Origin of the sequence: Devosia sp. (genome assembly GCF_028290645.1) — a bacterium.
Lineage (GTDB): Bacteria > Pseudomonadota > Alphaproteobacteria > Rhizobiales > Devosiaceae > Devosia_A.
The window spans coordinates 1-11798 of record NZ_JAQGJL010000116.1 but is presented as its reverse complement, the minus strand read 5'-3'; the positions used below and the strand labels follow the sequence as shown (position 1 = coordinate 11798).

The following is an 11798-nucleotide window of genomic DNA, read 5'->3' as shown; positions in this document are numbered from 1 at the left end:
ACTCGGCCACACTCTCTAGCATGGCCGCGCGAGCGGCGTCGTTATCCAGGCGGTGGAAATGTCAGGAGGTGCAGGTGGCAGGGGCAGAAGGACTTGAACCCTCGACCCTCGGTTTTGGAGACCGATGCTCTACCAACTGAGCTATACCCCTAGACCTGCGGCCCTCCCTCTACTGAAAACGCCTGAGCCGCGCAAGTGGCATCCGGGCAACCCGGCGGAGCCCGATTGCGCGCTCCGGGCGCTCAGGATTAGGCTCCCCCGGCGCGGGCTCGCCGCGCCTCGAGACAAACAGGGGGAATCATGAAGAAGCTTCTCGTAGTCGCCGCGCTGGTCGCGTCGAGTTTCGCCGTGCCTGTGCTACCCGCCGCCGCCGCTCCGGCGGCCTCGGATCCGGCAGTCGATTGCCTGATCTTTCCGATGCTGAAGAAGCAATGCTGGGAGAAAGGCGCCGAACTGATCAATGCCACCCCCGTGTCCGTGGCGATGGCCACCGAGGACGCGGCAGCCGGGGTCAAGCTGCCGCTGTGGTGGCACTGCACGCGTGCGGCCGAGGGCTCGGGCCACCTGCTCGACTGCTGAAGGCAACGCGGCCAACGCCAGGGGCCCGGCAACGCCGGGCCCTTTTCATTTGCCCTCGAGAAGCGACGGCGCCCGTCTTGCCTTGTGAAGAGATAGCCGCCTTCGGCGCCAATCGGCACGCAGGTCGCCGAGGCGAAGCGCCAAGCCTGATGGCTTCGCTATAGGCTATCACTCGGGGAAATTGGAGCGGGTGAAGGGAATCGAACCCTCGTCGTAAGCTTGGAAGGCTTCTGCTCTACCATTGAGCTACACCCGCGCCGGAGCGTTGTGGCCTTGTAGTGGTTCGGGCGTATTTCTGGCAAGAGGTTCGGTGGCGGGGCGGAGGCGCCAAATTGCATTGCCTCCCGACGCATTCGGAGTCAGCGTAGCCTATGCGCGCCGCGATTGCCCTGGTGTTCCTGCCGCTCCTGGCGGCTCCCCTCCCCTCCCGGGCGGAGGAAGCGGGGTTCATGCTGTGCGAGGCATTCCCGCACCTCACCTGCGTGCTGTCCGGCGACAGCTTCTTTCTACGCGGACAGATGATCCGCCTCTCGGACATCGAGGCGCCGCGACGCTACGCTTTGGAATGCCAGGCGGCGACGCAGCTTTCGTGGAAATCGGCGGAGCGGCTACGCGATCTGCTCAATGCCGGGCCATTCGAACTCGAGGGCGCCGAGTTGCAGGCCGACGGCGCACAGCTCCGCCTCGTCACCAGGGACGGAAAGTCGCTCGGAGACATTCTGGTCGCGGAGGGGTTGGCGAGTGACAGGACCGGGACGACGCCGAACTGGTGCGAATAGCGGCCGGTCGGGCTATTCTTCCCTCCAATCTCGCCGCTGGAGCGATCGACCGCGCCGGGTGCGCGACCGGTGAAGGGTGGTGGAGGGGACTGGATTCGAACCAGTGTACGCTAAGCGAGCAGATTTACAGTCTGCCGGATTTAACCACTCTCCCACCCCTCCATTCAGAGCCGGAGAAACGAACGGCGCCCGTCTCCGGGCGCGTCGTCGGGGCGGTTTATGTCGGGGCGGTGAACGCCTGTCAACACCCAATCCCGCCCTTCGCGCCGGCGGCCCCGCCGCCTTGCTGTCGCGCATCAAAACCGCTACGGCATCGCCATGAGCCGCAACAAATTCCCGCCCAAGCCACGATACGACCCCGATACCGGTCCGGTCTACCTCTATGGGCTGCACACCGTGCGCGCCGCGCTCGAAAATCCCCGTCGCGAGAAGCGCAACCTGCTGGTGACGCCCAACGCCCTGGCGCGGCTCGGCGAGGACGGCACTGCGGTGAAGATGAAGTACACCGAGACGACGCCGAAGGAGCTCGACCGGCTGCTCGGCGCCGACGCGGTGCACCAGGGCGTGGCGCTCGAGGTCGAGCCGGTGAGCCGGTTCGGACTCGCCGACCTGCACGAGCCACGGCTCGTCGTAATCCTCGACCAGCTGACCGATCCGCATAATGTCGGGGCGATCCTCCGCACCGCCTGCGCCTTCGGGGCCGACGCCGTGGTCACCACGGCGCGCCATTCGCCGCGCGAGACGGGCGTCATGGCCAAGGCCGCGTCCGGCGCGCTGGACCTGGTGCCGATGATCGAGGTGCGCAACCTCGGCGACGCCATCGAGAAGCTGAAGGAGCGCGGCCTCACCATTGTCGGCTTCGATTCGGAGGCCCCTGCCCCGGTGCGTCCACGCACCGACGACACGCCGCTCGCCATCGTTCTCGGCGCCGAGGGCAAGGGCCTGCGCCAGCGTACGCGCGAGCTCTGCGACGAGGTAGTACGGCTCGACATGCCGGGGCCGATCAAGTCGCTCAACGTCTCGAACGCAGCGGCGATTGCGCTGTTTGCGGCGACGGCGGGACGGGCGGCGCAATAGAAAAGGCCGCGGGCGATGCCGCGGCCTCTCACGCTTTTCCCGGATTACTTCGCGACGCAGCGCACCAGCGGCGTGCCGTCGATGGTGATCGCGTCGGGGCCCGACTGGACGATTGCGAACGACTTGTCGCCCTTGGTGAGCGTGGCCTTGCCGGCCGTTTCCGGCGTTGCATCGACCAGTACGAGGTCGCTGCCCTGCCGCAGGCTGATCTTCGTGATCACGGTGTAGCCGGTGGCGCCAGTCTGGTCCACGGTCGCACAAGCGGCCGCACTGGGCGCCCAGACGCCCAGATAGCCGATCTGGTCGGTCTTGGCATTGGAGGCCATCCGGGTGTCGGGCTTGAGGCCGGAGACGGGCAACAAACCGGTTGTGGCCGTCGGCGCTGCGGGGGTTGCCACAGCCGGCTTGGCCGCCGCAGTCGACGTGGCCGCTGCGGTCGGGCTGGTTGCCGTGGTGGGCGTGGCTGCGGGAGCGGTCCCGGCGGCAGCCACAGCAGCTTCGGCGTCCGCCTTGCCCTTGGCGGCGGCAGCGGAGAGCTCGGTTGCCTGCTTGGCCGCAGCAGCCTTGGCGGCAGCAGCGGCATCGGCAACCTTCTTTTCCTCAGTTGCCTTGGCGGCGGCGGCGGCATCGGCAACCTTCTTTTCCTCAGCTGCTTTGGCGGCAGCCGCAGCATCGGCAACCTTCTTCTCCTGCGCAGCCTTGGCAGCGGCGGCCTTCTTCTCCTCCGCAGCCTTGGCAGCAGCGGCAACCTCGGCAGCCTTCTTTTCCTCCGCAGCCTTGGCAGCGGCGGCGACTTCAGCGGCCTTCTTCTCCTCTGCAGCTTTGGCTGCAGCAGCTACTTCAGCCGCTTTCTTCTCTTCCGCGGCTTTGGCGGCAGCTGCAGCATCGGCAGCCTTCTTCTCTTTCGCAGCCTTTGCAGCAGCGGCAACCTCGGCTGCCTTCTTCTCTTCGGCGGCTTTGGCGGCCGCAGCAGCCTCGGCGACCTTTGCTGCTGCGGCAGCGTCGGCGGCCTTCTTGGCTTCTGCCGCCTTCGCGGCAGCGGCCTTGTCCGCCGCTGCCTTGTCTGCAGCAACCTTATCGGCAGCGGCCTTGTCCGCGGCTGCCTTGTCGGCAGCTGCCTTATCCGCAGCGACTTTGTCTGCCGCTGCCTTATCTGCCGCTGCCTTTTCCTCGGCGGCCTTCTGTTCAGCCGCCGCCTTGTTGGCGTCCGCGGTCGCGGCAGGGGCTGCAGTGGCGGCAGGGTCCGTGGTCGCGGTGGGGGCCTGGGCGGCCGGCGGTGGCGCCTGGTTGTTGTCGCAGGCCGCGACCATCAGGCCAAGCGTGAGGGCTATCGGCAGAGCCAGAAGGCGAGTTCGTTTCATGATCATATGTCCTCTTCGAAGCCGGTGCGCAACGCCTCGGGATGGATTGCCCCGTCACACACCCATAAACCACCGGAAACCGGCCCTCGCAACGGAATTGGCCCGGCCTTCAACCGCTCGCTATCGCGACGACGACATTGACCGTCGCGGCGACAAGCACGGTGTTGAAAAAGTACGAGAACACCCCGTGGATAGTGACCAGGCGCCGCATCGCAACCGACGTGACCTGGACATCCGAGACCTGCGCCGTCATCCCCACCACGTATGAGAAATAGAGGAACGACGAGCCGTCAGGCGGCGCGTTGCCTGGAAACTTCAGCCCCCCGAGGATCTTGCCGTTCGGGCCGGGGTCGGCATCGAGGTAGTACTGGGAGGCGTAGTGGAGGGCCGCCATGGTGTGGACGGTGAACCAGCCGAACACCACCGAAGTCACGCTGATGACGATCTCCAGCGGGTCCCGGGAGTCGCCGTCGTTGAGCGCGAGGAACAGGAACACGGCCGCAACGCCCACCACCAGGGCCGTGACCCCGAAGATGGCAGCAACCGGGGAATCGGCTTCGTCGGGTCTTTGCAGCAGGAATTCCGCTGTCAGGCTGGGAAACTCCACTGCGGTCAGCGCGAGATAGGTCACGAACATCGCATTGGCGCCGAGCGCGACGGCGTATTTTCGCGAGAAGAACAGGCAAACCGCAAAGGCAGCCGCCCCGACCGCTAGGCTCCAGAAAAAGGCAGCGTGACGCGGCAGCACTCCCGCCGGCACCCATATTCTTCGTTTTCCCCCCACCCGGCCCCTCCGCCTTGAATCAGCGATCGGACGAAATCTGCACCGCGAAGATGCCACATCTAAGACACGCCGTCGCCGCCTCTCGGATTGCTCCATTCACTCCGCTCGGCCCGCCTTGCGCCTCGCGGCAGCCGGTGTTATCGACCGCCTCAGGCCGGTATAGCTCAGTTGGTAGAGCAACTGATTTGTAATCAGTGGGTCGCGGGTTCAATTCCTGCTGCCGGCACCACCCATTCATATCGACTCGCGAACACTGGCCTCCCACCAGGCCGGGTGCCGAAGCGCTTCCCCAACGACAGAAAAGGCTGCAAACGTCGCTGCGAAGGCTTCGTTCCATCAAGAAGAGTTACGCGCGGGCCCCTGTTTCCGACGAGAAAACGCCATGCTCCGGGTCCTACCCTAGCCAGCCGCAAAATTGCGGCTGCACTCGATCAAGGAGAAAACAAATGCGCTCAGCGTACCTCCTAGGAGCCTTCTTCATCGGTGTGCTGTCAGTTGCTCCAGTCGCCGCCGCCGAGGCGGGCATGACGGCCGACGGGAAGATGCAAAACAGCATGGCGATGGCAATGATGCCGGACGGCCAGATGGGCTGGACGAATGTGTCGGACGACGCGGCGGGCAAGAAGATATCGGGCCTCGCCAAGCCCATTGCCAACTGCTCGATGATCATCACCGACAAGAGCGGCAAGATGCATATTGTCGATACGGCCACGCCCGAAGCGAAGGCCGAATGCGAGAAACTGGCCATGACACCGCCTGCGGCCGCCGGCGCCTCCGAGGCAGCGCCGGGCAAAAGGATGGAGGGTGACACGGCGATGGCGATGATGCCCGACGGTCACATGGGCAGGATGAAGGTGAGCGATGCCGCGACCGCCACCAAGATGATGGGAATGGCCAAGCCGGCCTCGGGCTGCCTGCTGGTGACTTCCGACAAGGACGGAAAGATCTCGATGGTGGAAACCCGGGACGCCGAGGCGAAAGCCGAGTGCGACAGGATTTCGAAGATGTCGCCTGCGCAGTAACAGTCCGCAACGCCGGAGCCGCCGGGCTCTTCCGGCGACTCCGTTGCCTGGATCGACGCTGCGGGCCCTTGGACTTGCCTCGAACGCCGCTGATGCCGGGCGTGGGCTTAGGCTACCGGTCAGCGCTCCTGGCCGTCAACGCTCCGCTTCCTCCATTTCTTCAGCACCATGTCGCGCTTCAGGCGTGATAGGCGGTCGAGAAAGTAGATGCCGTTCATCTGGTCGATCTCGTGCTGCGCGATACGCGCAGGAAGCTCATCAAACCGCGCCTGCTGGCGTGCGCCGCTCTCGTCGTCCCAGGCGATCTCGGCCCAGAGCGGACCACGTCCACCTCGACGCCGGGCATTGAGACCGAGCCCTCGGGTCCGGATTCCAGTTCCTCGGCTGTCGCGACGATTTCGGGATTGTAGAGGACGAGGTAGCTGCGCTTGCCGGGATCGGCGGCGGTGCTGATCACCACCACGGGCGCCAATGCACCGATATGTATCGCGGCGAGGCCGTAAGCGTTCGCCCCCCTTGCCGCTTCCAGCAGGCGGGTGCCGATCGCCCTGAGGCCCTCGTCCAGCGGCCGCGGCTCGGCCTTCCGGTTGAGCCGCGGGTCGGGATAGGCGACGATCATCGGCTAGAACAGCCCGCCGCGGCCCAGCGTCATGTCCGTAGCAGCAGGATCCTGGCCCTGCTGGATGGCCTGGAAGGCGTTGGAGTCGACGCCGATCACCGAGGTGACGAGGTTCGGCCCGGTGCCCGGCTTGAACGCCTCGTAGATCGCCTGGTCGCCACCGTTGGCCTTCACTCCGGTGCCGGGATCGATCCAGACCTGCGTCATGCCGCCGGGCATGTTGAACGGCGTCGGCGGCTTGCCCTTCAGCGCCTTCTCCATGAACTCGGTGAAGATCGGCACGGCCATTTCGCCACCGGTCGACTGCTTGCCCATGTTGCGCGGCGTATCGAAGCCGACATAGACGCCGACCGCCAGTTCGGGGGTGAAGCCGATAAACCAGGCATCCTTGTAGTCGTTGGACGTGCCGGTCTTGCCGGCGACCGGACGGCCGAGGCTCTTGGCGCCGGTGCCGGTGCCGCGCTGCACCACGCCTTCCATCATCGAGGTGATCTGGTAGGCGGTCATCGGGTCGAGCACCTGCTCGCGATTGTCGATGATCAGCGGCTCGCCCTGATTGTGCCAACCATCGGCGACGCAGCCGTCGCAGACGCGCTCGTCGTGCTTGTAGATGGTCTTGCCGTAGCGATCCTGGATGCGGTCGATCAGCGTCGGCACGATCTTGCGGCCGCCATTGGCGATGGTCGAATAGGCCGACGTCATGCGCATGTCGGTGGTTTCGCCCGCGCCAAGCGCCATGGCGAGCACCGGGTTCAACGAGTCGTAGACGCCGAACATCACGGCGTAGTCCGAGATCAGCGGCATGCCGAGATCCTTGGCGAGCCGCACCGTCATGACGTTCCGGCTGCGCTCGATGCCGCGGCGCAGGGTCTGCGGACCGTAGAATTCCTGCGCGTAGTTCTCGGGCCGCCAGATCGAGCCGTCGGCGTTGACGATCTCGATCGGCGCGTCGAGCACCACCGAGGCCGGTGTATAGCCGTTGTCGAGCGCGGCGGAATAGACGATCGGCTTGAACGACGAGCCGGGCTGGCGCATCGCCTGCGTCGCACGGTTGAACTCGGACTCCGCATAGGAGAAGCCGCCGACCATGGCCAGCACGCGGCCGGTTCGCGGGTCCATGGCTACGAGGGCCCCCTCGAGCTCGGGAACCTGCTCGAGCTTGTAGGCGCCTTCCTTGTCGGCGACCGGGGAGACATAGACCACGTCGCCGGCCTTCAGCAGCGTGCCGAGCTTCTTGCTGACCCACTTGGTGTCGGGTCCGGCGAGCGTGCCGGTGACCCGGTCCTCGGCGACCTTGCCTTCGACGTCGGTGGCCGGGCGTAGGCCGATGCGGCCCTCATTGGCGCCCATCTCGAGCACCACGGCGAGCTGCCACTCCGGCACGTCGCTCAGCGGCTTGATGACATTGGCCGCGGTGCCCCAGTCGCCGGAGATATCGACCGTGGCGACCGGCCCGCGAAAACCTTCCCCGTGGTCGTAGTTGATCAGCCCGTCCATTAGCGCGCGGCGCGCATATTCCTGCAGGTGCGGGTCGAGCGTGGTGCGGACCGAAAGGCCCCCGCCATAGAGCTCGGCCTCGCCGTAGAGCTTGCCGAGCTGGCGGCGGACTTCCTCGGTGAAATATTCCGCCGAATAGACCTGGCTGCCGGAGCTACGCGGGCTGACGTTCAGCGGCTCGGCCTTGGCGGCTTCGGCCTGTTCCGCGGTGACGTAGCCGTTCTCGACCATGCGGTCGATCACCCAGTTGCGGCGCTCTATGGCCTGCTTGGGGCGGCGGAAGGGGTGGTAGTTGTTCGGACCCTTGGGGAGCGCGGCGAGATAGGCGGCTTCGCTGATCGTCAGCTCGTAGAGCGCCTTGTCGAAATAGTTGAGCGCCGCCGCGGCCACGCCATACGAGTTGAGGCCGAGGAAAATCTCGTTGAGGTAAAGCTCAAGGATCTTGTCCTTCGAAAACGTCGACTCGATGCGGAGCGCGAGGATCGCTTCCTGGATCTTGCGGTCCCAAGTCTGCTCGGAGGTGAGCAGGAAGTTCTTTGCCACCTGCTGGGTGATGGTCGAGCCGCCGCCCTGGATGGCGTCGTTGCCCTCGATGCGGGCCATGACGTTGTCGCGGAGCGCCCGGAACACACCATCCACGGCGATGCCGGAGTGGGTGTAGAAATCCTTGTCTTCGGCCGAGATGAAGGCGTTGATGATCAGCGGCGGGATGGTCTCGATGGGCTGGAACAGCCGGCGCTCGCGCGCATACTCGGCCAGCAATGTGCCATCGGCGGCATGGACGCGGGTGGTCACCGGCGGCTGATAGTCCTTCAGCACCGTGTAGTCCGGCAGCGTCGCATTCAGCTGATTGAGATAGACGGCGCAGACCGCCACCGCGCCGAGTGCGCAGAATACGCCGAAACCGAAGAGCCAGCCGAAAAGTCTGAGCATCAGATCGAAAACCTTGGAGCGGGCGCCGCCGGGGAGTGCGGCCTAAGCGCGATGGAACGCGGAATCATAACAGACAAGGGCGGAAATGTGGACAAGCCTGTCCTTTCAATAACTTGCGAGGATGTGTGACCGGATCGTCATTGCATGGCCGCCGTCTGCTGCTGGGTGGAGTCGAAATAGTCGGCGATGCCGCGCGCCAGGGCGTTGACGACGCGGTCGCGCCAGTCGCTCTTTTGCAGGTTGGCGATGTCGGAGGCGTTGGAGAGGAAGCCGAGCTCGACCAGTACCGAGGGCACGTCCGGCGCCTGCAGCACGAAGAAATCCGCCTGCCGCACCGGGAACCGGCGTAGCGCGACGCTCGGCTCGAGCTGGTGGACGATCGCCTCGGCAGCGAGGAAGCTCGACTTGCGCATCTCGCGCCGCATCAGGTCGACCAGGATGTCCATCACCGCCGGCGTGGCCTGCGGCACCGCGAACCCGGCGACGATGTCGTAGCGGTTCTCGCCGTCGGCCAGCACCTTGTCGAGCACGTCGGTGGCGTTCTCGTCGCGGGTGTAGACGCTGGCGCCGCGAATTTCCGGCTGCTGGAAGCTGTCGGCGTGGATCGAGATGAAGATGTCCGCCTTGTTCTGCCGCGCGAGGTCGACGCGCTGGTTGAGGGTCAGATAGGTGTCGTCCTCGCGGGTAAGCGCCACATCGAAGCGGCCGGAATCGATCAGCACCTTCTGCAATTGCAGCGCGAAGGCGAGGGTGATGTCCTTTTCATGTACGCCGTTCGGGGCGCTGGCGCCGTTGTCGATCCCGCCATGCCCGGGGTCGAGCACCACCAGCGGGCGCGTCGCGGTCACCGGCGCATGGGTACCCGGATCGGTGGATGGGGTCGGCGGGGCGGCGCCCTTGTTGGCGATCGAGGCCGCCAGGTCCGCGGCGACGTTGGTGGCGAACTGCAGGGGCGTCGCGGTGATGATGTCGACGACGAGTCGGGCCGGCTGGTCGGCTACTGCATCGAGGATATAGGCCTGCTGCACCTGCGCCGGCGCGGCCAGCGTCAGCGTGGTGCGCGCCCTGCCCTTGTCCGCCATCTCGACCGTATAGGAGGTGACGATCCCCTTCCCCGCCACGTCGGCCGGCGCGAGGATCTTGAGGTCGAACGCCTTCACGTCGATGGCGATGCGGTCGGGCTTGTCGAGCGAGACGATGGCGAACTCGGTGGGCGCGGACAGATCGATGATCAGCCGCGCCCGCTGCGGCGTCGCGGTGACGCGCGCATCGATGACGTCGGGATAATCCTCCATCGATTCGAGCTGGGCGAACGCCGGATGGACCGCGAACAGGCTGGTCACGAGGACCATCAGGATCGCGGCAAATCCAAGGAGCCCGCCGGTTTGACCGTCGGAGCCGGCAGATTTCAACAAGGCAGCGTTGCTCCCCTAAACTTTAGATACAAAGCCTCAGCACTCGGGCGATTCTGCGGCGTTACGGGCCTTAAGTCGACAATGCAACAAAGTGATCGAATTGAAACCGCCCAGTACCCGCGGGTTTTGAGTTTCCTGTTGCCAATTTGCGGCAACAACCCTCAAGCCATCTTGAGGCGGCCTGCTACCGCCACCATATGCCAAAGCGGCGCAATCGGCGCCCCTGGCCTAGCTGGTTGGCAGCGGCGGATCGGAAATCACCTAGGTGACCGGTCTGAAGTGCGGCACATTTGGCGCCTCGCGATAGAATCTCGATCCCAAGGGGTCGAAGAACAGGCGGTAGAATTCGCTGGCCTGTTCTCAAGGAAGAGGTCTGATGGCCATCGGGCAGACAAAGAGTGACGCGATCCCGAACAGCGGTTGCGCTTTTGTCGTCGACGTCCCGGCTGCCTTCGCTCTCCAGTCTTGTGGCGGCGCTCGCGCCGTTGCTTTTGCCGGCGCCTCGCGCGCCATCCTCCTAAAACCATTCGCCTCGCATGGCGCCACGCCGGGAGGATCGGCACGCCGGTCGATCGGTGTCGGCGCGCGACGGCGCGGAGACTTTGTCTATGGCTACAAAGCGCATGCTGGTGGATGCCATCCACCCGGAAGAAACACGGATCGTCGTCACCAACGGTAACCGGTTAGAGGAATTCGATTTCGAATCCGCCACCCGGCGGCAGCTCAGGGGTAATATCTACCTCGCCAAGGTGACGCGCGTGGAGCCCTCGCTCCAGGCGGCCTTCATCGAATATGGCGGCAATCGCCACGGTTTCCTCGCCTTTTCCGAAATCCACCCCGACTATTACCAGATCCCGGTTGCCGATCGTGAAGCGCTGCTGCGCGACGAAGAGCACGACGACGAAGAGCACGAGCGCGAGCACGCCGCGGCCAATGCCGGCGCTCCGGCCGAGGTGTCCGACGCGCAGTCGAGCGAGCCCGAGGACGACGACGAGCACAGCCACATCGAACAGGCGCCGACCAGCAACGAGCCGGTAGAGAGCGTCGGCGGTACCGACGCACTCGAGGATGTGCAGGAACGCCGCCGGCCGTCGCAGCGTCGCCACCAGTACAAGATCCAGGAAGTGATCAAGCGCCGGCAGGTGATGCTGGTGCAGGTCGTGAAGGAAGAGCGCGGCAACAAGGGCGCGGCTCTCACCACCTATCTGTCGCTCGCCGGCCGTTACTCGGTGCTGATGCCCAACACCGCCCGTGGCGGCGGCATTTCTCGCAAGATCACCAATGCAGCCGACCGCAAGCGTCTCAAGGACATCGTCGGTGACCTCGAGGTGCCGCGCGGCCAGGGCATCATCCTGCGCACGGCAGGCGCCACCCGCACTAAGGCGGAAGTGAAGCGCGACTTCGAATACCTGCAGCGCCTGTGGGAGAACGTCCGCACGCTGACGCTGAAGTCCACCGCCCCCTGCCTCGTCTACGAGGAAGGTTCGCTGGTCAAGCGCACCATCCGCGACCTCTATTCCAAGGAGATCGAGGAGCTGTGGGTGGCGGGCGATGAGGCCTACCGCGAAGCCAAAGACTTCATGCGCATGATCATGCCGAGCCACGCCAAGAACGTGCAGCTCTACAAGGATGACGCGCCGGTCTTCTCGAAGTTCGGCGTCGAAGGCCAGCTCGACCAGATGTTCTCGCCCACGGTGAACCTGCCCTCGGGCGGATACCTGGTGATCAACCC

9 protein-coding genes, 4 tRNA genes and 2 pseudogenes are annotated in these 11798 nt (G+C 65.2%); 6 read left to right on the top strand and 9 right to left on the bottom strand.

Annotated elements, in window-relative coordinates:
* Positions 1-75 precede the first annotated feature (75 nt).
* Positions 76-151: transfer RNA gene (locus JWQ89_RS06850), tRNA-Trp, on the bottom strand.
* Positions 152-300: 149 nt separating this feature from the next.
* Between JWQ89_RS06850 and JWQ89_RS06845 the strand changes: the two genes are divergently transcribed.
* On the top strand, positions 301-579 hold the full coding sequence (locus JWQ89_RS06845; RefSeq protein ID WP_299639543.1) for a hypothetical protein: 279 nt from the start codon (positions 301-303) through the stop codon (positions 577-579).
* Between the two features lie 182 nt (positions 580-761).
* Here JWQ89_RS06845 and JWQ89_RS06840 read toward each other — a convergent pair.
* Positions 762-835, bottom strand: a tRNA-Gly gene (locus JWQ89_RS06840).
* Between the two features lie 115 nt (positions 836-950).
* Here JWQ89_RS06840 and JWQ89_RS06835 point away from each other — a divergent pair.
* Positions 951-1358, top strand: a complete 408-nt coding sequence (locus JWQ89_RS06835) for a thermonuclease family protein (protein ID WP_299639541.1) — start codon at positions 951-953, stop codon at positions 1356-1358.
* A gap of 77 nt (positions 1359-1435) precedes the next feature.
* Here the strand turns inward: JWQ89_RS06835 and JWQ89_RS06830 are convergent.
* Positions 1436-1520 (bottom strand) — tRNA-Tyr (locus JWQ89_RS06830).
* Between the two features lie 156 nt (positions 1521-1676).
* On the opposite strand from JWQ89_RS06830, the gene rlmB reads away from it, so the two are divergent.
* On the top strand, positions 1677-2435 hold the full coding sequence (gene rlmB / locus JWQ89_RS06825; RefSeq protein WP_299639539.1) for a 23S rRNA (guanosine(2251)-2'-O)-methyltransferase RlmB: 759 nt from the start codon (positions 1677-1679) through the stop codon (positions 2433-2435).
* 44 nt (positions 2436-2479) lie between these two features.
* Here the strand turns inward: rlmB and JWQ89_RS06820 are convergent, their stop codons facing one another.
* Both JWQ89_RS06820 and JWQ89_RS06815 read right to left on the bottom strand, forming a co-directional pair.
* Positions 2480-3796: a hypothetical protein gene (locus tag JWQ89_RS06820; protein ID WP_299639537.1), complete on the bottom strand. Its 1317-nt coding sequence runs from the start codon at positions 3794-3796 to the stop codon at positions 2480-2482.
* Between the two features lie 109 nt (positions 3797-3905).
* Positions 3906-4556 (bottom strand): DUF1345 domain-containing protein, encoded by a 651-nt coding sequence (locus tag JWQ89_RS06815; protein WP_299639536.1) that lies wholly within the window; start codon positions 4554-4556, stop codon positions 3906-3908.
* A 177-nt stretch (positions 4557-4733) separates the two neighbouring features.
* Here JWQ89_RS06815 and JWQ89_RS06810 point away from each other — a divergent pair.
* Positions 4734-4809: transfer RNA gene (locus JWQ89_RS06810), tRNA-Thr, on the top strand.
* 217 nt (positions 4810-5026) lie between these two features.
* Positions 5027-5602 carry a hypothetical protein gene (locus tag JWQ89_RS06805; protein WP_299639535.1) on the top strand — a complete coding sequence of 192 codons (576 nt, stop codon included), beginning with the start codon at positions 5027-5029 and terminating at the stop codon, positions 5600-5602.
* 233 nt (positions 5603-5835) lie between these two features.
* Here the strand turns inward: JWQ89_RS06805 and JWQ89_RS22475 are convergent.
* From JWQ89_RS22475 to JWQ89_RS06790, 4 genes and pseudogenes are all read right to left on the bottom strand, one after another.
* A pseudogene (locus tag JWQ89_RS22475) lies at positions 5836-5907 on the bottom strand (hypothetical protein); the annotation flags it as partial.
* Positions 5908-5927: 20 nt separating this feature from the next.
* Positions 5928-6221: pseudogene (locus JWQ89_RS06800) on the bottom strand (peptide deformylase); the annotation flags it as partial.
* 3 nt (positions 6222-6224) lie between these two features.
* Positions 6225-8651, bottom strand: a complete 2427-nt coding sequence (locus JWQ89_RS06795) for a penicillin-binding protein 1A (protein ID WP_366143974.1) — start codon at positions 8649-8651, stop codon at positions 6225-6227.
* 137 nt (positions 8652-8788) lie between these two features.
* On the bottom strand, positions 8789-10066 hold the full coding sequence (locus JWQ89_RS06790) for an N-acetylmuramoyl-L-alanine amidase (RefSeq protein WP_299639530.1): 1278 nt from the start codon (positions 10064-10066) through the stop codon (positions 8789-8791).
* Between the two features lie 608 nt (positions 10067-10674).
* Here JWQ89_RS06790 and JWQ89_RS06785 point away from each other — a divergent pair.
* Positions 10675-11798: ribonuclease E/G (locus JWQ89_RS06785; RefSeq protein WP_299639528.1), on the top strand; the 1124-nt coding region annotated here is incomplete at its 3' end.

What these genes read in the sequence shown, in the direction of transcription:
- JWQ89_RS06805 (WP_299639535.1), top strand. Translation starts at nt 5,027, where the DNA reads ATGCGCTCAGCGTACCTCCTAGGAGCCTTCTTCATCGGTGTGCTGTCA.
- rlmB (WP_299639539.1), top strand. Translation starts at nt 1,677, where the DNA reads ATGAGCCGCAACAAATTCCCGCCCAAGCCACGATACGACCCCGATACC.
- JWQ89_RS06845 (WP_299639543.1), top strand. Translation starts at nt 301, where the DNA reads ATGAAGAAGCTTCTCGTAGTCGCCGCGCTGGTCGCGTCGAGTTTCGCC.
- JWQ89_RS06795 (WP_366143974.1), bottom strand. Translation starts at nt 8,651, where the DNA reads ATGCTCAGACTTTTCGGCTGGCTCTTCGGTTTCGGCGTATTCTGCGCA.
- JWQ89_RS06835 (WP_299639541.1), top strand. Translation starts at nt 951, where the DNA reads ATGCGCGCCGCGATTGCCCTGGTGTTCCTGCCGCTCCTGGCGGCTCCC.
- JWQ89_RS06820 (WP_299639537.1), bottom strand. Translation starts at nt 3,796, where the DNA reads ATGAAACGAACTCGCCTTCTGGCTCTGCCGATAGCCCTCACGCTTGGC.